The sequence below is a fragment of the Mesorhizobium sp. RCAM 06353 genome (assembly GCF_059683585.1).
Genome location: NZ_CM185031.1, coordinates 6,938,694 through 6,962,600 on the forward strand (window position 1 = coordinate 6,938,694; position 23,907 = coordinate 6,962,600).

Sequence of the window (23,907 nt, forward strand, 5' to 3'; positions counted from 1 at the left end):
AAGAGATGGTGGGGACAGGGGTGGCGCGATGCACGATGCTTTTTTCAGGATCGTGTCCCAGGGAGTGGTGTAGCTGACGGCTTGGTCGCCGCGCTCTCCGGCATAGGGCCGGGATGATCAGCGTGCCACGGCTGGCAGGCTGGTGAGAGGATCATCGCTCATTTGGCTGATGGTTTCCAGCGTCATGTAGCGCGCCCGCTGCACGGCCCATTCGTCATTCTGTTCGAGCAGGAGCGCGCCGACGAGGCGGACGATGGCGTCATCGTTGGGGAAGATGCCGACGACCTCGGTGCGCCGCTTGATCTCGCCGTTGAGGCGCTCGATCGGGTTGGTGCTATGCAGCTTGGCGCGGTGCTCTCTGGGGAAGGTCATGTAGGCCAGCACGTCGGGCTCGGCGTCGTCCATGATTGTCGCCAGCTTTGGCACCTTCGGCCGGATCTGGTCGGCGACGGCACGCCATTGCGTGCTTGCGGCTTCTGGCGTCTCCTGGGCAAACGCGGTGGCGATGAAGGCGGAGACGACACGGCGCCCGCTCTTGCCGGCATGGGCCAGCACGTTCCTCATGAAGTGGACGCGGCAGCGTTGCCATGTCGCGCACAGCACCTTGGTGACGGCCGCCCTGATGCCTTCATGGGCATCGGAGACGACGAGCTTGACGCCGCGCAGGCCGCGGCGGGTCAGCTTGCGCAGGAACTCCGTCCAGATCGGCTCGGCCTCAGACGTGCCGACCTCCATGCCCAGCACCTCGCGCCGGCCGTCCGCGTTGACGCCGACGGCGATGATGACGGCGACCGAGACGATGCGGCCGCCGCGGCGCACCTTCAGGTAGGTGGCGTCGATCCACAGGTATGGCCAGTCGCCCTCGATGGGTCTTTCAAGGAACGCTTTGACCTTGCCGTCGATCTCTTCGCACAGCCGGCTGACCTGGCTCTTGGAGATGCCGCTCATGCCCATGGCCTTGACCAGGTCGTCGACCGAGCGGGTCGAGATACCCTGGACGTAGGCCTCCTGGATGACGGCGGTCAGCGCCTTCTCGGCCATGCGCCGCGGTTCGAGGAAACCGGGGAAGTAGGAGCCCTTCCTCAGCTTCGGGATGCGCAGCTCGACGGTGCCGGCGCGCGTCTCCCAGTCGCGATCGCGATAGCCGTTGCGCTGAGCCGTCCGCAGCGGGTTCTTCTCGCCATAGCCGGCGCCGGTGGCGGCGCCCACCTCCAGCTCCATCAGCCGCTCGGCGGCAAAGCCGATCATCTCGCGCAAGATATCGGCGTCGGGGGTCTTCTCCACGAGCGTGCGCAGGTTCATCATGTCGTCGGTCATCGGTGGTTCCTTCGAATCAGGTTGGTGTCAGCAACCCGACCTTACCGGGGAACATCGATGACCGCCGCAAAGCCGCTCGCTCGCTACGGCGCTGTTGAGGGCGCGCTCGCGAGCGGCTTCGCTACCGCCGAGCTACACCACGTCCGGGGACGCGACCTTTTTCAGGGTTCCAGTAACGATTGAGTTGCCAAATGGAGAACTTCGCAGGTTGTCCAGTGCCTCCGAGGCTGCGATCTTGCTGATGGAGAAGTGGCCGGAAGAGCACGGATCGATATACCGAGACGCGTTGCAGGCCTGCACCGGCTCACTGGCTTCGGAGGACGAGGTGGAGAATGCCCGGCAGGCGTTTTTGGCGGCTGCGGAGGAGGCAGGGCTGACCGTGCAAGGCGTGCACCACAACGAGGACGCTCCATCGCGGCGTTCGGTAGAACAGTTAAAATCGTCATACATCGCCGACGAGAAACGACGGGATCGTGGACATAGAGAGGAGCAAGAAGACTTTCTCATCCGTTTCCTAGCGCGCGAAACCGGGATTACGGAAGCCCAGGCGCGCGAGCTGATCAATATGGTCGGTACTGATCGTGGATCACTCCTGCGAGAGGCCAGAATATTGAAGGCGCAGCGCTGAGACCCCGGAATCTCGCAATGGTCGCGAAGGAATGAGCCGCCTAGGCTGATGATGGGGGTGCTGGACAGCCCCACGTTAAGTGCCTGATGCCGTCGCCGTGCAGCCTCATAGCCGTTTGATTGTTGAATGCAGAGGCCTCTTCGGCTGTGTCGAAACGCGTTGCGATCGCAGTTCCGTCAGGTGCCAGAACGACCGCCAGGTATGGGAAGCCGTTCATTGGCGGATGGTAGACTACATATACAGGTTGTGAATTTTTCATCGCCCTTTGTAGAAGGCGCGCAGGCTTTCGCCAAGGAGGCTTGCCCAAGGCCCACATAGCCACTCGTGCGCTAGGATTGGTTGATTTGAAACTGAGGGCGAAACAGCCGTGCCTCAAGTAACTCGTGGCATGATCTGTGGTTTTTTCTCATATGCCGGATGAATTGGGCTAATAGAACCGCCAGCCTGCTTGTTTACGACGTCACAACCGTTCCTTTTTCGACATCTTTGCGAGTTTCCATGACGACAACTGCGGCACATCTAAAACCCCTCCTCTGGGAACCCAAGAACCTGGTCCGAGCCATCGAAGCCGCAGGGGTCGCCCTTTGGTCATGGAACGTGGATAGCGACGCATTGGCAATGGATGACCGAGCCTATGACCTGTGGGGCATCCCTCGCACCACAGACGTCAAGTTCGAAGACCTGTCCGCACACATCCATCCGGCCGACCGCGACCGAGTACGGGCGGCCTTCAACGCCACGCGGGCGATTGTCGGCCCCTATGAGATCGACTTCCGGATCATGATAGGCGACGAACTCAAATGGATCTCCGCCCGCGGTCAAGGCGACGACGAAGGGATCGTCCAGCGGCTGATGTTCGGCATCTTCATTGATGTGACCGGCCGCAAACAGGCGGAAGAAAGCCGCGAGCTTCTCGCCGGCGAAATGAGCCATCGCGTCAAGAACCTGCTGACCATAGCCTCGGGCCTTACTGCCATCACCTCGCGTTCGACGACCACCACCAATGACATGGCGCGGGAGCTTACACAGCGGCTGACTGCCTTGGGGCGAGCCCATGATCTGGTGCGGCCTGTGCCCGGCCAGACCGAGGCCGCCTCAGCGCTGCTTGGCGACCTGCTTACGGTACTACTTGCGCCTTATGACGATCTGGGAGCGTTCAGCGGGCGCATTCGAGTGTCGGTACCAAGGATGAGCGTCGGCGAGTCCTCGGCAACTATCCTCGCGCTTATCATTCACGAGCTTGCAACCAACTCTCTCAAATACGGCGCCTTGTCTGCCGAGACGGGGACGCTGGACGTTTCCTGCTCGGCGCATGACGACGACGTCACCATCGTCTGGACAGAAAGTGGCGGACCGCTCGTTGAGGCACCTGCAGGTCCGCCCGGCTACGGCAGCAGATTGGTCGAGCGCAGCGTAACTGGGCATCTGCGCGGCTCGATCGCTTATGACTGGTCAAAACATGGCCTGGTCGTCACGCTGAAAATCCAGCCGCAGCGCCTCGCACAATAACCGCGCGCTCGCCTTCAAAGGCCGAAGCTAGTGATCGAGACCCGACCTACCCACGCCATGGAGGAGGAGGAGGAAGAACTGGCTGGCTGGCCATGTCAAGTTGAGACCAGGTCGCGTAAACTTCCCGCTATGGCTGCGTTGTCATACGGCTTGGCATAGAACAGGCTGCCTTTCGGAAGGTCCGTGACCGACACCGCACGATGGCCTGAGGTCGCTACAATTCTGACGGGTGGCCAGCGGGCGCGAACAGCAGCGGCGAGCTTTATGCCATCCATGCTCCCCGGCATGTCGATGTCGGTGAACATGATTTGGATCTGGGCATTGGCTTCGAGCAAGTCGATTGCCTCATCGGCATTGGCAGCTTCCAATACCTCGAAACCCTCGCAGAGCAGGAAATCCACGATGTCCATGCGGATTAGCGGCTCGTCCTCGACAACCAACACGCAGATGCTAGGCGCCAATGGACCCTCCTGCCAAAATGATGCTGGTGGTCCACAACTCTCTTGTGCCCAGATCGCTCCACAAAAACTTGCAATACAAGCATTTACGCCAAGAGCCGAAGTTCGCGGCCTATTAGCGTCGACGGGCAAGGGATTTGGGATAACGTGATGCTTCGCGTCCGAAACCCGCCTGACCTAGGCGGGCTTTTTATTGGTTGTCGCTGTCAACGCGGTCAATTCCCCTTCGACCCGAGCAAAACATTGATCTAAAAGTGAGCCGATCGGCGGCCCCAGCACTGCATCGATTTGCGCCAAGACGGCGTAGCATGCGAGTTCGACGGTTACCGGCCCGACCTTTTATCCTCAGCTTCCACAGGCCGAGGTCTCTGGCTCGAGCAGGGCAGCGCCGTACTTGGCCCATAACCGCTCGCAGTCAATCAACCTAAGGCTTGGTGTGCCTGATTCCCCATAGAAGACCATCGCCGCGCGGACATCATATCCGAGCACTGAGGCATTTGCGACGAACTGGATTGCCTCTCCGAGGCGGGCGATGGGGAATTTGGCCTCCGTTTTGTTGCTGAGGTCGAGCACTCCAAGAATTTCCGCGTCGGCATTCCTGGACGACAGTGCCTCGGTCTCAGGCGTTGCCCAACGCCAGCAGCATCACATTAGCCTCCACTAATATTTAACTACGCACCATACGTTTTGTTCCGTAGCCAATGCAGCCGCGCAGACGAGAGAGATCATTCACACCCGCACAGAGTTTCCGCCGAAATAGGTGACTTCGTAACGCCACGCAGGCGGCGCGGCAAGAATTGACAGTCCGGTGCAGACGGGTTGCTTAAGTTATCCCTGACCTGGGTGGGGCCTACCTATTCGAGCCGGAATTCAAGCAAACGCGCATCAGCCTCATTGATGAGGCCGCTGTCGACTGCAGCTTCGAACGCCTTCGCGAAATACTCATCATCCGAGGATTGGTGAACTTGGCCTGCAAGATCGATTGGCAGTGCGCCGATCACCCGACCAGTTGCCTTCTCGATAACCGTGACGGTCCGCTGCATCGATCAGGGTTTTGTGACGGTGTCGTCAACTGCGTTGGCCGTCGATTTGACGTCCCTACCGACGCCTCGGACGGTATTAGCGCAAGCGGACAGAGCCAGGGCGCAGGCAAGAATAGCGATGGGGGCAAGGTGCAGCAATTTCACGGCGATGTCTCCTCTTCATGACGTAACCCACGGGTGCCCATCAAGTTCCAATCAAATAGAGGATCAGCCGGAAAGCCGAGCGTAGGGTCCAACAACATCTTTCGGCTTCCGCCCCACCTTGCGACTGGAGCACGCCTAAAACGAACAAGCCTATCAGGACGACAAAGAAAGCACTGGCAATCGCCGCACCCCACATGAGGGGGCGCCGTCTCGCCTGCGAGGTAGTTCCTTCAGCATTGCACCGGTCCTTTCATGATGGTGGGTGGCGTGCGGGCAACGCTCCTTCGTAATGCTTGTTCCGCAAACGCCCCGCGATTTAAGTGTACAGCGTGCGACGAGATCTCCGGCTTATTCGGCGGTGCAAGGCGGCGACGCGCGGATTTCGACGCCGACCCTGGTCATAATGTCGGTAGGAGACTGCCCGCTATCGTCGCGCGAGGCCCGGACTGCGTGGTGAAGTTGAATCCAAGGTTCAGCCGTAATGCAATTCTGGCTTCGTCTCGGTACCATTGAACTGGACTTCGACTCGATCATTCGGGCGCCAGCGCAGTTTCGGGGGCCTGCTCCTCGACATCGGGCTGATAGTCGAGGTCTACGCCCGGATTCTCCTCGCCGCTCAGAGGAACTGGACCGGCACGCCGGGTCTGAGAAGCTTGCCAAGCTCTCCAGCATCCCAATTGGTCAAGCGTACACAGCCATGGGACCCGGTCTTGTCGATACGGGCGGGCTCGGAGGTCCCGTGGATACCGAAGCTCGGTTCAGACAGGTCGATCCACACCGTGCCGACGGGGCCATTGGGGCCGGGCGGAAGGGTCAGGACCTTGTCGTTGTTGCCCTGTTTGAAATTGAGCTTGGGATTGTAGGTATAGGTCGGGTTCGAAACTACCCCCCTGACCGTATGTGTTCCGGATGGCGATGGGTTTTCCTCGCTGCCAATGGTGGCAGGATAGGCCGCCAGAAGGGACCCGTCTTCCGTGTAGGCGCGAACCTGGCCTTCGGCCTTGTCCACTTCGAGCCTGACGGCTTTCCCGCGCTTGCCCGGGCCGAGATCGGGCACGGAGATCGTTTCGCCCTCGGCGAAGGTCGCCCCCGGATTGAGTGCCTTCAGAAAATCCTCGTCCATGTGGAAGCGCTCGGCCAGGGCCTCGCTTGGACGAGCGTAGCCGAGATACTTCATCTCGGCCATTTTGGCGTAGTCCTTCGGAATGGCACCCACTACCGTGGAAAGATCGTCCGCCGTGACGACGTAGCTGCCGATCACCTGCTTGTCCCCGTCTATGGCGGCGATGACCTGGGGCCCGATCTTTCCGTCGACCGGAAGGCCACGCATCAATTCAAAGGCTGCGATGGCGTGCCGCAGGTTGCCCCCATCAAGACCGTCAATTACTCCTGGCGACGCCCCTGCCCTGTCCAGCAATACCTGCAGGCGGACAATGGACGGTGAGGGCGTGTCGCTCACGGCGGCCGTGGTGAATTCCGTAGAAGGGGCGGCGGCACCGACATTGAACGTGCTACCGGTGGTCAGCGGATCGATCTTCGAATCCCGGGGCGCATACGTCGGCGAAATTGCGTCGAGGGGCGCTTCGTTGACGGTATCGGGGGTAAGCAATGACGCGGCGTGAGCTGGTGAGATGACCAACGTTGCCGTGCCAGTGCCAAGCGCCGTGCTGAAGGTGAGTACAAGTAGGCCGAGGCCGCGACGCATGTGGAGTGTCTCCTGGCAGCGAAAAGAGGCCGCAAGCGACATTCTTCCGGATTGGTTACTGATCTCTTAACATCGACGTCCACTTGAACCTCACTGTGCCTGCAGACCTGCGAGGGGGGGTTAGCGCCGTGACGCCCCTGGGTTCCGACGTCGTTCAGAAAGCATGCGATCCGACCGGGAGGAGCCAGAAGACTCTGATCCGTTCCTTGCGCGCGAACCCGGATTACCGAAGCTCGGACGCGAGATGATCAACATCACGGTACCGGTCGTGGATCAAGCTGGGAGACCCCGACTGTAAGGCGCAGCGGAATTGTCGACGGTACAGAAGCAATACGTCGTTGGTCTACAGGCCAGGGCAAAGGTCTGCTAAGCCCCAGGTCTCGATAGGTTGGCGTTCAGTGCCTGATGCCGGCGCCGTGCTGCGTCTTAGCCCGTTGAGGGCTTTTGCCAAAGGAGCAGGGATGGGGACGGAAAATCTCATTCTAAGCCTGACAAGATGCGGACGATTAGTTGCTGCCAGCTTGGCTGAATACAACCGTGCCGTCGTCCTTGCGAACCTCGACCGCTACGATACCGCCTATGTTTCGAGCGGAAAAGGTCGCCAGCGCGTTATCCCGTGCAGCTTTCTCGGTCTCGAACGACGCTTTCTCGACGATGCCTTGCTTGCCGTACCAAATCACAGTGTAAGCCAAACGTTTCGGCGTCCTTCTCTGCCTTAGTTTTCTTCGCGCGCTCGCAACCGGTCGAAAGAGACCGGCGGGACATTACGCCTTGGGCAGGATATTTCAAATCCATAGATCAGACGTATCTCGGCGGGAAAGTTCGAACCGAGAGGTGAGCAGGTTTGAGGCAGCGCCTATCCCGATCTCGCGTGGGTCTTGATGCCCTGCCGCCTCCGGCATCGACATTGTAGGAAGCCCGGCAGTAGCGACATTGTCCGACTAGCGACCGGTTTTTGGCCGCTTTGATTTGTTTAGTCAGGCGTTGAGTCTCTCCGCGCCCGAGGCCATTCGATCGTCCCGGAGAAACCGGTGTGTGTATGCAGAAGGCATTAAACGACGTCATGCCAATTTTTTCAGTGAGGCACTCGACTGTCTATCGTTACAGCCGACCTGTAAGGTTTGGCGAACACCGGCTGATATTCAGACCGCGCGACAGCTTCGACCAGAGACTTCTAGACCACGCCATGTCCATTGATCCCGAGCCGAAAGAGCTCCGGTGGATCCACGACGTTTTTGGAAACTGCGTTGCGGTGCTCGATTTCAAGGGGGCGGCTAAAACACTGCACTTCGAAACAGCCATTCGGCTTGATCATACGCCTCAGCACGCCCCCGATTTTCGCATCGACGAAGCGGCACTCAGCTATCCGTTCTCCTACGAATCTGACGAGGCAGCCGACCTTTCCCAAACCATCGTGCGTCATCATCCCGATGAAGGCGACGAGATTGGAAAATGGGCACGACAATTCTTGAGCGCCGGTGGCCAGACAGAGACGGGCACACTGTTGATGACACTCTGCTATGCCATCCACGAAAGCTTTGTGTATTCCCGTCGAACGGAACCCGGGACGCAACCCCCTCTTGTCACGCTACATCTGCGGCGAGGCACATGCCGTGACTTCGCACTCTTTATGATGGAAGCTGTTCGATCGCTTGGTTTCGCTGCGCGTTTCGTGACCGGATATATCTACGTCCCAACCCGAGACAAGTTGGAGGTACGAGGGGGAGGATCGACCCACGCCTGGTGCCAGGTCTATTTGCCTGGAGCCGGTTGGGTCGAGTTTGATCCGACCAATGGCATTGTCGGTAATCGTGAACTGATCAGGGTGGCAGTCGCTCGACACCCACGGCAGGCGATCCCACTTTCCGGCAGCTATTCGGGAAGTGCTTCGAGTTTTCTGGGCATGGACGTCGAGGTGAAAGTTACCAAGGAATAGAGCAGACTAGATCCTCACCCGTTGATTTTCGTGGAACCGATTGGTCAAAGCGGAGTTTGGTCGTCTCCTCAAACAAGACCATTGGAGCGACGATGCGGATACGCGCAGGGTACAATCTGACCTACGAGTGTCCGAAGCCAACGCCGATGCTGCTGGTCCTGGAAATCCACCCGTCACGTCGGGTCGACCTTCTGACGGAACAGGTGATCGGTTTTGATCGGCCGATCGAAGCGAGGGGCTACATCGACAGTTTCGGCAATGCCTGCACGAGGATCGAGGCTCCTGCTGGACTGACTAGGATTTCAACCACCTTTGAAATCTACGACAGTGGCAAACCGGACGTCGTCGCCCCCGAGGCCATACAACACGATATAAAAGACCTGCCGGATGAAGTGCTAACTTTTCTTCTAGGAAGCCGATACTGCGATACCGATCGCCTTGGGGATTTCGCCTGGGCGACTTTTGGCAATACAAGGCCTGGATGGCCTCGCGTCCAGGCGATCTGCGATTTCGTTCACAACCACATAGCGTTCAACTACCAGAACGCCGACGCGCTGCGCACCGCCCATGGGGGCTTCATCGATCGAACCGGTGTTTGCCGTGACTTTGCCCATCTGGCGATTACACTGTGCCGCTGCATGAACATTCCCGCGCGCTATTGTACCGGCTATCTCGGGGATATCGGAATTCCCCCCGTGCCAGATCCAATGGATTTCAGCGCTTGGTTCCAAGCCTATCTCGGTGGTCATTGGTTCACCTTCGACGCTCGGCACAACCACCCTCGCATCGGAAGAATCCTGATGGCGACGGGCCGCGACGCGACTGACGTTGCCCTCTCGACCAGCTTTGGGTCGTCGAGCCTGACCCACTTCGAAGTTATTGCTGAAGAGGTGGACACCTAGAGCACGTCCTTGATCGATGAATCGATTGTGATGTGACGGCTGCGTTTTGTGCTTGATCCAACATCCACCTCGATGGAGTGACGATGGGAAGAGCATTGAGCGTGGGTCTTCGGTTGCGGGTCTTGAAGGCATCGGACGAGGGCATGTCGGCGCGGCAAGCGGCGCGGTTCGGCGTGGGGGTGTCCAGCGCGATCCGCTGGATTGCGCGGGCGAAGATCGGCGAACTGGCGCCACGCCGCGGCGCCGCCGCGCCAGCCTCGATGCGCATGAACTTCATCGTCGAGTGATCGAGGAGCGCAAGGACATCACGCTGAACGAGATGGCGGAGGGGCTCGTCGCCGAGCAGTCGGTGCGGATCAGCCGCAGCACCTTGAGCGCCTAGCTTCGGCCACGGCTGGACATTCAAAAAAAGGAGTCCGCGCACGCACTGGAGCAGGATCCGGCGAAACTCGTGTTCATCGATGAGACCGGCCTCTTCACAAAGATGGCCCGCCTGCGTGGAAGAACGCCGCGCGGCGAGCGCTGCCGGGCCTGCGTGCCGCATGGCCACTGGAAGACCACGACCTTCACCGGGGCGCTGCGGCTGACGGCATGACTGGGCCCTTCATCTACGACGGCTCAACGTGTTCCTGGCCTATGTCGAGCAGGTGCTGGTCCCGACATTGACGGAGGGCGACGTAGTCGTCATGGACAACCTGCCCGCCCCTAAGGCCGCCGGGCGTGCGCGACGTCTTTGTCAGTTGCCTGTAACTGCGGTGCTTGAGCCGCTTGGATATGGTGATCTCAAATGGCTAGCAGGAATGTTAAACAGAGCGCTCATGTCTAAATGACGCCCGCCGTTCGACATCGCCAATCACGCACCGAAACCTTTCCGACAACACAGCTCCAACAGGGATTAGCGTGAAGATACGGCAAGCTTACCAGCGGCGGCTCGCGGTCGCCAAGCGCATGCATTGTGCCGGAACGACACCGGCGTGCTAGCTGACCATCGATGTTAATATCGCGGCCTTTTATCGGAAACCACGACCAGCCTCCCTCCAACATTCTGGCAGCGTTTGCAGACAAGCTTCGATGCCAACCGCCTTTCGGTGTTGAAATCGTAGTGCGTTCCGTAGGTCTCGATTAGACCATCGAGATCGAGCGAGCGTAGATGACCGCATCGGGGATTGCCGCAATATACGCTGAGGCCCATGCCTTGATCGCGAAGTTCGCCAAGGTTCACGGGCTGAGCGATCGGCAGGACAATAGCGGTCGGGTCCGCCGGATTTGCCACCACCACGAGGATAGGTTTTCGAAACGCTGCCCGATCAATGGCGCCGATTGCCTGGACCGCCTTATCTTGGGCAACGCCGATGAGGGAATCGATCTCTTCCATTGCCGCGGTATGCCCGCGGACAAACAAGGCCCTTCGCAGCACGTGTAGCGCATCTCTCGTCTCGCAAAGTGTCGTTCGGAGCGTGAGAGGCATTTCGCGCTCAGTTCTTCATGTAGCTGTCGGGAAGACATTCAGCTTCAATTGCCGCAGCTATGAAGGCTCGGTGTACGTCCCTTTTGCTGCAACGTCCCACCCGTTCCCCCACCAAGGCAGCAAGCGCGGCTAGAAACATTGGGCCATCGGATGGCCAGTCGTTCGCCAAGGCGTCGGCCATTTGAGGCAGCGTAGCAAGGACTGAGATCGTGCCGTCCCTGTTCGCGATCGGGATCCCCGAAATATGTTTGGCTGGCTGATTGTCACTGCATAGCTCCCGCTGGGGCGGGAGAATGTTATGCTCTCTCAAGCACCAGCGCCCGTACAATGGCTGATGACAAACTTGTTTAAGCACTTAAACAAGTTCACGTCCATTAACTATAGGGCTGCAGATCATTTACTTTGCATCGGTACCTGCGGATTTGACTCGCTACCCGAATGTCGGAAGCGTACAGTTGGGCCGTCGCTCGGTCTTTAACGGCAACGAGCGCTTGAAAGAGTCGATCACGCTTTCGCCCTCTGAGGGAGTATGCGAGATGACCATTCGCGGAACGGCTGACGAAATACAGTTGGCAACACTCACCAGGATTTTGGACGACTATTGCGAGCAGGCCGGGATCGAAGGCTCCCACCCAGCACGGGAGCATCTGGCGCGGCGCCTGATCGCTCTTTTTAGCGGCGGGATCGATAGTCCGGACGACATCAGAATGGCCTTGGATGGCGCTGTGAAGGACTGGAGCGGGACATCTGCAGCCAATCCTTCTTAGCCAAGGCCGTCGTTTCCAGCAGGTGTTTTAGGAGGTTCGGTGCGGTGGATCGAGAATTCCGAAATCGACGGATCGCGCCCCTTGCAGTCCATCATATCCGGTCGCCGACTGACCGAGCCGAAGCAACTCCCGCACCGCGCCAGATCGGCTCGACATTCTTCTCTCAAACCGCCAAGCGTCCAAGACGGCGAGTTCCTCGGCATTGAGCATGATCTGTAGACGGTATGTTCGCTTACGGGGCGGCAAGGCGTTCCTCTTTCTTAGAACTGGAATGCCATACTGACGTCCTGATGGAGGCGCCGCGCCTTCGCATGACTACCGCTCCTTCAATATTCTGGCCTCTCGCAGCAATGATGCTCGATCCGTGCCAATCACTTTGATCAGTCCACGGGCCTGCGCCTCGGTGATGCCTGTTTCCCGCGCGAGGAACCGGACGAGAAAATCCTCCTGCTCCTCCCTATCCCCGCGGTCGCGTCGTTTCTGATCGGCGATGTAGGACGACTTGGGCTGCTCAAGTGAGCGGGGCAATGGAGCATCGTCCTGTACCGAACAGCCTTCACATTCAGCCCAGCTTCCTTGGCAGCCGTCAGAAAGGCGCGCCGAGCATTCTCAACATCTTCGGCTGTACCCAGAGGGCCCGTGCAGGCCTGAAGTGCAGCCCGATATCTTCGCCCGTGCGATTCCGGCCAGCATTCCATCATGAAAATGGCGACCTCGGAGACGCTGCTCAAGGTGCGAAACTCCCCCACCTTTTCCGTTTCAACCATGATTGGAACTGCAAAAAACGGGTCGTGCATAGGTACCCCCTTGCAATTCGAGGAGCGAACGGCGGAGCACTGTTTTCGTTCCGGTCGCCGCGAGAAAAGCACATCGGACCATGCGTCAATAGGCATGTAGACGGGTCGCCGGGCGGTCGCTAAACACATCCAATGGATAACAAGCGGCTCGACCACAAACTGGATTGTAAGGCGTGCGGGACGATCCAGATGGACATTCCCGCGGGTGCTGAAGAGCACACGCCGATTCACTGCAGGAAGTGCGGTGGCTACCTCGGAGAATGGGGAGCACTGCAGGACGATTTTTATGCCCAGACGCGCGGCACCGAGGCCTTTGACCTGAACAACGGCAACATCACCAAGAAGTAGCCTTTGGGGGTGATGCTCCTGATGGTCGGCTGAAAGCGTGGTGAGGGTGTGAAGCGGCTGATCCAATACAACTCCATCCACCATATCACGCCAGTGCCACCACGATGCCGACGAAACAGAACGCGACCCCGAGGCTGGTCATGGGTTGCAGGGCATGGCTTTAGTCAGCCAAGCCGGCATCGTGATGCACGATCGCGTCGGGGATAGACTCGTAGACAAGCCGGTCTCCTCCTAGATCTCGACGCTGCTTATCCCGATCATTTGGGGTCGGCGAATAGATTTTGAGTGAACTCGGCAACTGAGATAGATGTCGGCGCCGACCGTTTCGGCGACGTTGCCGGAAGCCACTTGTGAAGGAAGTTGGTGCCGCGTGTGCTCATGAGTGGATAAAGCGCGCGGCTTTTATTAGGTTCCGTTTAAAGACATTCCACTAGGGAAGAACGCATCCCGTACTCAAGGTGAACGAAGCGTTCTATAGCCGCGTGACCTAGTTGAGATGCAGGCGCGGGTCTTCCTCGCCCGCTTTGCCTCGACCACGCGGACAAACCTTTCGCCGCAGGCTTCGTTCACTTCAACCGTTTAGTTTTGGGTGTTTTGGACTGTGCCGTCCATCGCAATGCCTCGCGCCAGGACAGGAAAAATTCCGGGATTTATAAGACCGATTTTTTCGGTCTTTCAAGTGGAGTTTTTGTACGGTTTTTACCAATTACAGAAATCGTGAAAGCCCGCGCCTCTGTGGGAGAGCGCGGGCCGATCGGAGGCCCGATCTTCGGCAGGCAATGGAGGGCACCGCCTACCGCTCGCATCAACCTTTAGCAACCAGCAATGTTCCGAATTCTTAGATGGCCCGGCCTGCTTATCGAGGATGACACAGGATTTGGCACGCCGGGCTATGCCCCGGCCATTGTGGGGGGACAAAGCGCGCCCATTGTGCGTACGATGAGAGATCGGCAGCAAGCGCTCATGCTTCTTGGAATCCTGCAATGAGGCAACCGTGTCGCCTCAACCCTGATAACCGCGCTCGGCGCCGTAGTCTTACTGCGCGTGAGAATCCGCCAAGCTAGCCCGAAAAATTCACGGCGGGTTGGCGGATGTGGCGCAAGCCGTTGAAATGACGTAGGATTTGGTTGCTAAGGCCGATCCGAATCATTTCCCGGAGACCACACCCGCCATGAATGATCTTACCCTGCCGCTGAGCGGTTTGTCATCAGTGGGCGGCAAGTCCGTCGTCGCCCGTTTCGACGGCGGCATGTTGTCCTCCAACTGTGGCGTTCTGGTGCTGGCCGAGGTGGAAAAACGACTGCGGGTGGCCGACCGTCTGGCGCGTTGCATCGATGATCCGCGCTGCCCGGACCAGGTGGTCCACAGCCTGGCGGACATGATCGGCTTTCGCATGAAGATGATCGCCGCCGGCTATGAGGATGGCAACGACGCCAACCGGCTGCGCTCCGATCCGGTCTTCAAGATGGCCCAGGATGCGCTGCCGTCGGGTCGGGATCTGGCCTCGCAATCGACGCTGTGCCGGCTGGAGAACCTGCCCGGCGTGCGGGAGCTGGTCGCCATGGGGCGGGCGATGGTCGACCTCTATTGCGCTTCCTTCCGGCAGGTGCCGAAGCGGATTGTGCTCGACATCGACGACACGTTTGACGCCGTACATGGCGGCCAGCAATTGCGCCTGTTCAACGCGCATTACGACGAATACGGCTTCCAGCCGATCGTAGTGTTCGACGGTGCGGGCCGGTTCGTCAGCGCGATCCTGCGACCGGCCAGGCGGCCGCGCGGGGCTGAGATCTGCCCCCACCTGCGCCGCCTCGTGCGGGCGATCCGGAGCAATTGGCCGAACACACGGATCCTGATCCGGGCCGACAGCCACTACTGCGGTCCGCAGGTCATCGACTGGTGCCGCGCCAACGGTGTAGACTTCATCCTCGGCGTAGCGCCGACCACGACGCTGCGCGAGCATGTCGCGGACCTGGAAGCCCGCACGACGGCGCGCTTTGAAGCGTCGGCGAAATCGAACAAGGTCCGCCGCTTCAAGGAGTTCTTTGACGGCGCCGCCAGTTGGAGCCGCGTCGAGCGCATCATCGCCCGCGTCGAGGTCGGCGCCAAAGGAGCCGACACCCGCTTCATCGTCACCAATCTGACCAGTGGCAAGGCCAAGGCGCTCTACGAGGACCTCTACTGCCGGCGCGGCGCAGCCGAGAACCACATCAAGTCCTGGAAGACGCATCTTGCCGCCGACCGCACATCCTGCACAAGAGCGACGGCCAACCAGTTCCGGCTCTTCCTGCATGCCGGCGCCTACTGGCTAATGTGGGGCCTGCGCGCTGCGATGCCGAAACGCTCGAGCTTTGCCGTCGCCCAATTCGACACGCTGCGATTGCGCCTCATCAAAATCGCCGCGCGGGTGGTCGAGATCAAAACGCAAATCCGCCTGCACCTGCCGACATCCTGCCCCGACCAGCGTATTCTGCGCATCGTCCTCGACCGCATCCCGCGGCTCGCGACATAACCGCAGGGGCGCAGACGCCCCGAAACGAACCCGCCGACCGCAACCTGCAAACCCCGCCTGCCATCACGACGGATCACCGCCGCCGCCCGCCCAGGCTTGTCAAAATGCACCCACATCGCGACCAAATCGTCGCTTCAGGCCGCCGAAAACTCATCGCTGTGCATCAAGGCGGCTAGGCCCATCCCCAGCCATCGCGGTTCTTTATCGCATCGAGGAGACCTCGTGGCCCGTTCTCGGCGTTGAGCCGGAACGGGCCAAGGAGCAACAGTCACAAGCTAAAATCGCAGGACGACTGAAGGGCCGCGTCTGCGATAGCACCGGACGCGGCGGCGACCATGTCGCCAGTATCTCCTACAAACCCGTCTCCAACCCCGCCGGCGGTGATAGCGGCGATGGTGCCAGTGCCGATGGTACACTTGCTGCACTTCTGCCTGGGGATCTTCGTCGATGGCCTCGGTTTGTGGGGCGTCAAGTTCATCGAGGACACCGCTTCCAGCGCCTGGAACACCAGCCATGGTTTCGATTGGCCGAAGAGTAACTGCGAGAGCTGCTGCCCCGGCCACGCCAAACATTGCTGTCAAGAAGGATCGCCTATCCATTAATGCCTCCCAAGTTACCGTTTGCGGAACAAGGCGCAGGGCTTGCCGAATGAAGCTCCAGCGCAGCTCTATCGAGGACACGCCGCCACCGCCGTGGCTGGCGGGTCCTATCAGCGCAGGAAGGGACGTGGCTGCGCCAATTCATGACATGTCAGCCAAGCACCATACCCATCACCAGAAAGGTGACGGCTGTCGCGAAAATTGGCGCGAGCAACCAACGCGCTTGACCAATGCTTTTATCCATCTGTTTTCTCCGAATTTGGAGAAACAACCAACTAAAGCCTAAGCCGTTCCGCCTAGTCACAGGTGTAGGACCATTGCGTTTATTTCAATGGTACTTAGTCCTATCGGGCTTCGGGCGGAAGTCCGGTGCAACACGAAGCATAGTTATCTACAAGTTGACAAGATCGATAAAACTGTCTGGATTTCATCGTTGGGTAATCTGTCTAGATCCCAGCGACAACGAAACGAACTCGGCGTGATTTGACGCCCTGCCGGCATATCGGGTTCGGTGCACTACCGCGCGCTTCGTAAGGTCCATGAGCCCTGTTGAAATCGATCGAGACCATCACCGGGAAAAGGCGCCTTTTATTCGGCTGATCGGTCCATCCGTATGACTGCGTCGATCAGAGAACGTCCAAACCTTCGCAGGCTTGGTTCTGCTCAAAGCCCAAGACCTAGCAACCATCCGCTTTCAGGGATCGCACCATCCGAACAACAACTGGGTCATACGGGACTTTTTCCGATCTGCTGTAATTTATGGTGAAGAGTGCGGCACGGTCGTTGCAGATCGCTATAGCGCGGACATATCGAATCTGGCTATCCTTAATGCCCGAGTAACTCGCCCACCTCGGGGTGACGCGCCGATAGGTCAGCTTCCAACCGACCTTTTCGTCCTCAATAATGCGGTGCTCGATCTCAGCGGGAAAACTGGCGTTCCCGAGTCTGGCACCCCACACGGCAAGGAAGGCATCGTTTTCGCCTTGAAAAGCCGCGCCTTGGTCCGAACGCTGCGTTAGGATAAAACCCGGCGGAACATCAAATGTAAAACCGAACTGCCTGACACCGAACTGCTGCCACGCCTGGGCCTGAAGAAGCGCGCTGCAAAATAGGGCCGGAACGAGGCTCAGCAGAAAACGTACCATGACGGGAAAAGGGTAGCCCTGCGATTCCGTTCCATCAGCAACAAATGATATTCCCAAGACAATAGGGCCAGATCGGGATGCGCGCCTTTAGCGGCCGAGCGGTAGCCTTGAAAGCGTAATCAGCTCCGCTTCATCAACCACGCCGGCCATATAGTTGGCGATGATCCGGGAGCCTGCGCATCAGCTGATTGGTCTGCGAGTTTCAGCTGTTCGAAAACTCGGCCCAGCAAGGCCAATTCGGCAGGATCAAAAATCCCCGCGTCCACAGCTTTTCGTCTGATCGGCATGGCTACGCGTCCTCCTCGTGGAACCTGCAACCAAGCGTCACGTAGATCCTACTTGCCGTGCGAGTGCCTCTTCTTCGAGCGTATGAAGCTTTTCCCGAATCTTCTCCGGCTCGGCATGCTCTAATCCGACGACGTCATTTCTGGTTTCATCCAGGGAGACGATGATTTCGTCAAGTTTAGCGTGAATGGCAGCTGTGTCGCGATAGCCTTGGATCAGCACCACGCCAGTGATCACGATGGCCGCAACCGACAATGCGTAAGTGACTACATTTGTCAGGCCGAAAGGGACCAGCGCTGTGCAAAGCAACATGGCGATAAGCAGGACATAAAAACCCGGAGGGCGAGATAGGAAGTCCCCCGCTAAAAACAGGTAGCGGTTCATATCCAGGCTGAAGTCAAGAGGACGACCAGTGCCGTGATGGCGACGGAAATAGGCACTGCCGCGAGCCAGCTCGCCTCCAGGAACCAAGTCTCCTTGTTACGAAGCATTGGACATCCTCCTCTTAAGTTCTCTGCAGTCGCCCAAACAACACCCACCGCTCCTGTTTGGAGCGGCGGGCATTCCGATTATTCGATGATCTGCACGACCTTGCGGGTCTCTGGGTCGACGAGAACTGCATGGTCTCCGACAACGGTGTACTTGTACCGGACGTCCGGAACGTCGATCGTGTGGAGCTCAACGGTATCGGGAAGCGCCGTACCGACGTTGAGTTCGACACCGAGCAAGCTTACCGACGCTAGCTTCTGCTTGTGAATGTATTCGCGAACGACGGTCTGCTGTTCGGGCTTGAGAACAATCACGTCCTCAGCAAACGAAGTGCCGATCCCGGCCATGAGAACGAGGGCGCCGGCGGCGCTGACGAAATATTTGGTCATGATAGTCTTCCTTCACAACAATCGGTTTGAGAGCTTTGGATGCGAGTGATCAACCGCCACTGGCCGGGGCTGGGGCAGCAGGCTTCGCCGGTTCGGCTGGAGCTTCCACCTTAGGCGCTTCAACCTTTGGCGCTTCCGCCTTTGGCGCCTCAACCTTGACGTTGATGTCCTGACCGCCGCCACCATGGATATTGATGACGCCGGCAAATATCAGCAAGACTACGATTGCGATAAGTCCAATAACGACAGCAATCGCACTGCCGCCGCCCCCACCAGAATTAACAACAGTTGGGCCGTCAGCCATGAATTCCTCTCCTATTTTATTGCTTACATTGAACAACGGTCGCCACGGGTTAGCGTTCCACTGAGGGGGCTTGGGTCTGAGAGAGGGTAGGACATTGGTCTGATAGACTTCGGACCGAAGTCCCAAGGTAGGGACAATCTGCCTGCATTCCAGTTCGGCATTCCAGTTCGGGTTCCTGGCGAGTTGGCCTGGTGCTGTCGGCGCTGGTGCAGCGCTTATGCTGTTGGCAGGCGCTGGCGCTGTCGCAGCACAGGACGTGATCATCACACCGGAACAGGAGACGGTCGTCCGCGAATACGTGAAGAAGCAGCCGCTGGCCTCCCTGAAGCTTCCGGGTGTGGAACTGAATGTCGGCACGGCTTTGCCTGACACAGTTGACTTCACGAGGTTCCCAACGTCAAATATCGCTATGTCGTGGTCGACAACCGCACCGTTCTGGTCGACCCTGGCACCCGGAAAATCATCAAGGTCTACGACTGATCAAATAGCTGTCGCCCGCCGCCATGACTGGCGGCGGGCTGCGGATTCACATAGCGAACCAGGACGATTAAAATGATGAATGACGTCGAGACTTCGCCAGCCCTCGATAGCCGATTGGCTAGTCTCAAAGCCAGAATGGGCGACGCCCGCATAACAGAGACTGAGATGAGCACCTTCCAAAGAGTCGCATCCATCACGGGCGACAGGAGCGGTCGAATTGACGGCGATGACCTCATTGCAGCTTCGTTCTTTCTCGATGGCCAGCACGACGACCCCTAAGCCATTATCCGACATCAAATCGCTCACGGTTCTTGGCGTCATTTCGGACGCCGGAATACAGACGCGTCGGCTGGCACTAAGAGCATTGAATAACGAAGCACATTTTCATCGCGATCCTGCGCATGCGGGCATTTGGAAAATATTGCTGAGCTTTCAGGAAGTTGGTCCATTCGTCGAAGCCGGGTTTGTACGTTCCCGAACCTTGATTGGCGCCGCCGGCGGTGATTGGTTTCAACTCCGATCTACGGGAGAGCAGCGCGATGTCAACACCGTTGGCGATCTTGCCGAGAATAGCTATCGAGGGTCTCGGCGCGATCGTGATAAGATTCTGGTGAAGTCACAGTTAGCTTGGTCCAGCGCGCCAAAGCACCTCGCCAAGAGTACGGAGGGGATGGCGTCCGAAGACGGACCTGACCACGACGTATGATGGGCTCTATCCCGCAAGGACTTATAATCATAATCGTGCATGATCCTTGCGAATAGTAGGTCCGTGGTGATGATTTCTGATTGCACCCGATTGAGTTCGCTCATTTGTTTTTGCCTTTACTCGCCATACCAACCTACAGTATAGGCATAGGTTCCAGGACAAACCTAAGTTGCTTCACTCGATCAGCGCCACAGGGCTCAATCTGAGGCGGCATCGGCAGGCGGCTGGACGTTCGCAAGAAGAGCTGGCTGACCGCGTGGAAGCCAAATGGCATCTATATCAGTGCGTTGGAACGCAGCGTCTACGGCGACAATCGACCTCGTCGACAAGTGGCAAAATTCTCGGGATCGAGGCCGCGTCTAACGCGACCTCCATTGCGCACTAGAAAGTAGAGAAACCGATCCCTTGTATCTTGTAGGGCAGTTGCCTCGCTAGCCAGTTGAGGCCAACGAATGGCGGCCGTATTTGTAATCGGCAATACGCTGAGGCTCCGCATTGGCACCGTCAATTTCGGCCAAGATGCTGGGCCGCGCATCAGCTTTGGCGGCGACCCTAGTCCCGATGAGGCACTAAGCCCGACCGGCCGTCGCCCAGTCGCATCGCCGGGCGGCGAGAGCTTACTTTTCAGGAGCATGGCGTTTATTTGCAGGCATATGGCTCTAGTGGCCTCAATCATTGAGGCCGATTCATCTGCGATTAGTACATTTGAGAGTAGCCTTCGCAACTTCAGTTCACAACTTCCTCTTTGCTTTGCTCCAAGCACCAAACCGGAGGAGCTCTGTTTGGTCACGAAATCATCCGCGAAAGCCGCCGAAGCGCCGGATTCGCCCAGTCTAGCCGCACTGGCAAAACTGGCGACTGCTTCCTACCAAACTCTTGAGCATGAGTTTGGAGCTAGGATCGCCGAACTCGAAGGCCAGGCGCTTCGATTAACCACGCTGATCGACAACATCTCGCAAGGCATCTGCTTTTTTGACGCCGATGAACGGCTGATATTGTCCAACCGACGTTATGCGGAGATCTATCGCATTGCGCCCGGGCAAATGGGGCCGGGTCTGACGCTCGGTGAGATTGTGGAACGACGCGTCGCCGCCGGAACATCTGCTATGTCAGCCGACGACTATCTGGCATTGGCCCGGACGGTCAATTCGGGCACCGCGTCGAGAACATGGACGGCCAGCCTAGCAGATGGGCGGACAATTCAGGTTTGTCACCAACCTATGTCCGACGGCGGTTGGGTCTCAACGCACGAGGACATCACCGAACTTGCCACCAAACGCCAGATCGTCGACGAGCGCATCTCGCTGCAAACGTTGATAGACTGGGTGCCCGACTATCTCTGGGTCAAGGATACGCAAAGCCGTTTCGTCGTGGTGAACAGCGCCCTTGCAGCCGACAGTGGCCGGGATAAGACCAGCGACATGATCGGCTTGACCGATTTTGATCTCCATGCTCCGGAACTGGCCCAAAAATTCCGCCTCATCGAGCAAAAGGTTCTCAACAGCGGACAACCGATGATCGACGAGGAGGAGTTTATTGTCGATGCGTCGGGCGCCGGCAAATGGCTCTCGTCGACGAAAGTGCCGTTGCGCAATACCGCAAATGCCATCTTCGGTCTGGTTGGCATTGCTCACGACATCACCGCCCGCAAACAGGCCGACGTCCTTCGCAACGGACAGGCGGAAATCCTGGAAATGATCGCGATGAGCGCTCCGCTTGAAGATGTGCTCGATAGTCTCATGCGCCTCGTGGAATCCCAGTTGAGCGGGATATTCGGTTCCGTCTTGCTGCTCGACAAAGACGGCATCCACTTGCGGCACGGCGCCGCGCCGAGCCTGGCGAAAGACTATACCGTTCTCATCGACGGGATCGCCATCGGTCCCAAGGTAGGGTCCTGTGGGACCGCCGTTGATCGGCGGGAGCCGGTCATTGTCGCCGACATCCTGCAGGATCCCCTATGGGAAGATTACCGCGAGCTTGTGGCGCCCTACGGCTATCGTTCGTGCTGGTCGACCCCGATCCTGTCGCATCAAGGTGCCGTGTTGGGTGTCTTTGCGATGTATTCGATGACGGTGCGTGAACCGGCCGAAGCAGAGACCCGATTGATTGATTTCACGACCCGCATCGCCGGAATCGCGATCGAGCGCAAATTGGCTGAAGATCAGATCCACTTCATGGCCAATCATGATGTGCTTACCGGACTTCCCAATCGCGCCTTGCTGGAGGACCGGCTATCTCAAGCGATCCTGTACGCGCAGCGATACGATCGCTGGGTGACAGTGGTGTTCATCGATCTGGACAATTTCAAACTCGTTAATGACACGCTGGGCCATAATGCCGGAGACGAACTGCTGAAGGCTGTCGCCGGCCGCATGGTCGAATGCGTAAGGGCGACCGATACCGTGGTGCGGCTTGGCGGCGATGAATTTGTCATCGTTCTGTTCGACCAGCCTACGAATGTCGATCTCATTTCGGAGACCTTGCAAATGATCCGGGCAGCGATTGCAGCGCCGGTTCATATCGGAGAGCATCACCTGAGGACGACGGCCAGCATCGGCATTGCAAACTATCCCAAGGATGGGACGAGCCCGGATAGGCTCCTGGCCAATGCCGATGCGGCCATGTATCGAGCGAAAGAATTCGGCCGCGACAATTTTCAGTTCTACGCTCCCGAATTCAACACCAGGGCGCATGAAAAATTCGTGCTTCAGGAGGAATTGCGAAACGCCGTGGCCCGCTCGGAATTCGTCTTGCTTTATCAGCCGCAAGTCGATCTTCGCTCGGGGCGCGTCTTTGCGGTAGAAGCGCTAATACGCTGGAACCATCCGACATTAGGCATGGTAGCACCGATGACGTTCATCCCGACGGCCGAGGAGACAGGTCTGATCGTGCCGATCGGCGACTGGGTCCTGCACGAAGCCTGTCGACAAAACAAGGCCTGGCAGGATGCGGGTCTGCCGCCGATGACCGTTTGCGTCAATGTGTCGGCACGGCAGTTCAAGGAAAAGAACCTGGTCGGACGTGTCGTCAATGCACTTACGGAGAGCGGCCTGGAGGCAAGCTATCTTGAGCTGGAGTTGACCGAGAGCCTCATCATGCAAGACATCGACCTGGCGGTCGCGACGATGAACGAACTGCAACATCTCGGCGTTCAGATATCGATCGACGATTTCGGAACGGGCTACTCCAGCCTCAGCGCACTCAAGAGATTTCCGGTTGCCCGGCTGAAGATCGATAAATCGTTCATCAACGACGTCGCCGAAGACGAAAACGATCAAGCTGTTGCCAGCGCCGTGATTTCGTTGGGTCAAAAGTTGAACATGAGGGTTATCGCCGAAGGCGTAGAAACCGACGATCAAATCGCCTTCCTGCTCAAAAACAATTGCGATGAAATGCAGGGCTATCATTTCAGCAAACCGGTCTCCGCACGGGATATAGAGAAATTGCTCAACGTGCCCGGCAACTCCTAGTCAGTCCTGAACCTGCGCTGCAATGAAGCAAGTGCACCCGCAATGTCGCCTGAGCACGCGATGAGATTGTCGGCACCCTTATGAGGTCGTGACACCGACATGTCTCCAAAGCAGCTTATGAAGGCGGCTAAGAAAGCCCGCCCAAAGGCCGCAAGGAAAGACACCGCGCCGCCGACCCCGTTGCGGGACACGATCGCCAAGGAGTCGCCAAAAGTTGCCGACGGGCCCCGGTAAGATTATGATCGATGATGAGCGAAAAAAAGATGATCTGAAGCGAGAGATTGACAGAGCGGTGACTCAGCTACGTGAGTGCGAGACCGCTATGCGCCTTGGCGAAAGCAGTCGCGCGCACGACATTGTTCGGGACACGATTGTTAGGCTGGAGCAACTGCTCCATGACGCCCGACGCCCCCCTCACACATGATGACGGTCTCCCTGTCGGACCGATGGTGAAGGCCCGCCCCCGGCGCCCACGTCGAGCAAGCATCGGCGCGAATATCAGCGGG

Annotated in this window: 21 protein-coding genes and 3 pseudogenes; 11 read left to right on the top strand and 13 right to left on the bottom strand. The window is 58.4% G+C overall.

The features are described from left to right. Nucleotides 1–117 precede the first annotated feature (117 nt). Entirely contained in the window at nt 118–1,317 is a 1,200-nt protein-coding gene (locus AC56QX_RS33555) for an IS256 family transposase (RefSeq protein ID WP_497112602.1), read from the bottom strand. A 208-nt stretch (nt 1,318–1,525) separates the two neighbouring features. Here AC56QX_RS33555 and AC56QX_RS33560 point away from each other — a divergent pair, with 208 nt between their 5' ends. Both AC56QX_RS33560 and AC56QX_RS33565 read left to right on the top strand, forming a co-directional pair. Further along, nucleotides 1,526–1,945, top strand: a complete 420-nt coding sequence (locus AC56QX_RS33560; protein ID WP_497112844.1) for a DUF982 domain-containing protein — start codon at nt 1,526–1,528, stop codon at nt 1,943–1,945. Nucleotides 1,946–2,443: 498 nt separating this feature from the next. Beyond that, complete coding sequence (locus AC56QX_RS33565; protein WP_497112845.1) at nt 2,444–3,454, top strand: sensor histidine kinase; 1,011 nt, start codon at nt 2,444–2,446, stop codon at nt 3,452–3,454. Between the two features lie 95 nt (nt 3,455–3,549). Here the strand turns inward: AC56QX_RS33565 and AC56QX_RS33570 are convergent, their stop codons facing one another. The 5 genes from AC56QX_RS33570 to AC56QX_RS33590 all read right to left on the bottom strand — a co-directional run bounded on the left by AC56QX_RS33570 (nt 3,550) and on the right by AC56QX_RS33590 (nt 7,496). Then, a complete protein-coding gene (locus AC56QX_RS33570) occupies nt 3,550–3,897 on the bottom strand; it encodes a response regulator (protein WP_497118031.1) in 348 nt (115 codons plus the stop codon). A gap of 360 nt (nt 3,898–4,257) precedes the next feature. After that, entirely contained in the window at nt 4,258–4,485 is a 228-nt protein-coding gene (locus AC56QX_RS33575) for a hypothetical protein (RefSeq protein ID WP_497112846.1), read from the bottom strand. Nucleotides 4,486–4,766: 281 nt separating this feature from the next. After that, nucleotides 4,767–4,955, bottom strand: coding sequence for a hypothetical protein (locus tag AC56QX_RS33580; RefSeq protein ID WP_183448002.1), 189 nt, complete (start codon nt 4,953–4,955; stop codon nt 4,767–4,769). Between the two features lie 760 nt (nt 4,956–5,715). Continuing rightward, nucleotides 5,716–6,804 (bottom strand): L,D-transpeptidase family protein, encoded by a 1,089-nt coding sequence (locus tag AC56QX_RS33585; protein ID WP_497112847.1) that lies wholly within the window; start codon nt 6,802–6,804, stop codon nt 5,716–5,718. Nucleotides 6,805–7,310: 506 nt separating this feature from the next. Continuing rightward, a complete protein-coding gene (locus tag AC56QX_RS33590; protein ID WP_183448000.1) occupies nt 7,311–7,496 on the bottom strand; it encodes a hypothetical protein in 186 nt (61 codons plus the stop codon). A 371-nt stretch (nt 7,497–7,867) separates the two neighbouring features. On the opposite strand from AC56QX_RS33590, the gene AC56QX_RS33595 reads away from it, so the two are divergent. From AC56QX_RS33595 to AC56QX_RS33605, 3 genes and pseudogenes are all read left to right on the top strand, one after another. Then, entirely contained in the window at nt 7,868–8,740 is an 873-nt protein-coding gene (locus tag AC56QX_RS33595; RefSeq protein ID WP_497118032.1) for a transglutaminase family protein, read from the top strand. A 92-nt stretch (nt 8,741–8,832) separates the two neighbouring features. Then, nucleotides 8,833–9,642 carry a transglutaminase-like domain-containing protein gene (locus tag AC56QX_RS33600; RefSeq protein ID WP_497112848.1) on the top strand — a complete coding sequence of 270 codons (810 nt, stop codon included), beginning with the start codon at nt 8,833–8,835 and terminating at the stop codon, nt 9,640–9,642. 83 nt (nt 9,643–9,725) lie between these two features. Next, nucleotides 9,726–10,361: pseudogene (locus AC56QX_RS33605) on the top strand (transposase); the annotation flags it as partial. Between the two features lie 275 nt (nt 10,362–10,636). Here the strand turns inward: AC56QX_RS33605 and AC56QX_RS33610 are convergent. After that, nucleotides 10,637–11,017, bottom strand: a complete 381-nt coding sequence (locus AC56QX_RS33610) for a hypothetical protein (protein WP_497112849.1) — start codon at nt 11,015–11,017, stop codon at nt 10,637–10,639. Between the two features lie 629 nt (nt 11,018–11,646). On the opposite strand from AC56QX_RS33610, the gene AC56QX_RS33615 reads away from it, so the two are divergent. Further along, nucleotides 11,647–11,877 (top strand): hypothetical protein, encoded by a 231-nt coding sequence (locus tag AC56QX_RS33615; RefSeq protein ID WP_183447994.1) that lies wholly within the window; start codon nt 11,647–11,649, stop codon nt 11,875–11,877. A 380-nt stretch (nt 11,878–12,257) separates the two neighbouring features. Here AC56QX_RS33615 and AC56QX_RS33620 read toward each other — a convergent pair whose 3' ends face one another. After that, nucleotides 12,258–12,803: a DUF982 domain-containing protein gene (locus AC56QX_RS33620; protein WP_497118033.1), complete on the bottom strand. Its 546-nt coding sequence runs from the start codon at nt 12,801–12,803 to the stop codon at nt 12,258–12,260. A 60-nt stretch (nt 12,804–12,863) separates the two neighbouring features. Here AC56QX_RS33620 and AC56QX_RS33625 point away from each other — a divergent pair, with 60 nt between their 5' ends. Continuing rightward, the gene (locus tag AC56QX_RS33625) at nt 12,864–13,022 is read left to right on the top strand and encodes a hypothetical protein (protein WP_497112850.1); all 159 of its coding nucleotides are present in this window, start codon (nt 12,864–12,866) and stop codon (nt 13,020–13,022) included. A gap of 1,171 nt (nt 13,023–14,193) precedes the next feature. Then, nucleotides 14,194–15,534 carry an IS1380 family transposase gene (locus AC56QX_RS33630; protein ID WP_497112851.1) on the top strand — a complete coding sequence of 447 codons (1,341 nt, stop codon included), beginning with the start codon at nt 14,194–14,196 and terminating at the stop codon, nt 15,532–15,534. A 1,276-nt stretch (nt 15,535–16,810) separates the two neighbouring features. Here the strand turns inward: AC56QX_RS33630 and AC56QX_RS33635 are convergent. From AC56QX_RS33635 to AC56QX_RS33655, 5 genes and pseudogenes are all read right to left on the bottom strand, one after another. Continuing rightward, nucleotides 16,811–17,335, bottom strand: a complete 525-nt coding sequence (locus AC56QX_RS33635; protein ID WP_497112852.1) for a hypothetical protein — start codon at nt 17,333–17,335, stop codon at nt 16,811–16,813. 30 nt (nt 17,336–17,365) lie between these two features. After that, nucleotides 17,366–17,565 (bottom strand): annotated as a pseudogene (locus tag AC56QX_RS33640) (hypothetical protein). A gap of 37 nt (nt 17,566–17,602) precedes the next feature. After that, nucleotides 17,603–17,947 (bottom strand): low affinity iron permease family protein, encoded by a 345-nt coding sequence (locus AC56QX_RS33645; protein ID WP_497118034.1) that lies wholly within the window; start codon nt 17,945–17,947, stop codon nt 17,603–17,605. A 185-nt stretch (nt 17,948–18,132) separates the two neighbouring features. After that, a complete protein-coding gene (locus AC56QX_RS33650; RefSeq protein ID WP_497112853.1) occupies nt 18,133–18,441 on the bottom strand; it encodes a DUF1236 domain-containing protein in 309 nt (102 codons plus the stop codon). 49 nt (nt 18,442–18,490) lie between these two features. After that, complete coding sequence (locus AC56QX_RS33655) at nt 18,491–18,745, bottom strand: hypothetical protein (protein WP_497112854.1); 255 nt, start codon at nt 18,743–18,745, stop codon at nt 18,491–18,493. A 217-nt stretch (nt 18,746–18,962) separates the two neighbouring features. On the opposite strand from AC56QX_RS33655, the pseudogene AC56QX_RS33660 reads away from it, so the two are divergent. From AC56QX_RS33660 to AC56QX_RS33670, 3 genes and pseudogenes are all read left to right on the top strand, one after another. Beyond that, nucleotides 18,963–19,225, top strand: a pseudogene (locus AC56QX_RS33660) (DUF1236 domain-containing protein). Nucleotides 19,226–19,442: 217 nt separating this feature from the next. Further along, nucleotides 19,443–19,931: a hypothetical protein gene (locus AC56QX_RS33665; protein ID WP_497112855.1), complete on the top strand. Its 489-nt coding sequence runs from the start codon at nt 19,443–19,445 to the stop codon at nt 19,929–19,931. 452 nt (nt 19,932–20,383) lie between these two features. Next, nucleotides 20,384–23,401: an EAL domain-containing protein gene (locus AC56QX_RS33670; RefSeq protein ID WP_497112856.1), complete on the top strand. Its 3,018-nt coding sequence runs from the start codon at nt 20,384–20,386 to the stop codon at nt 23,399–23,401. Nucleotides 23,402–23,907 lie beyond the last annotated feature (506 nt).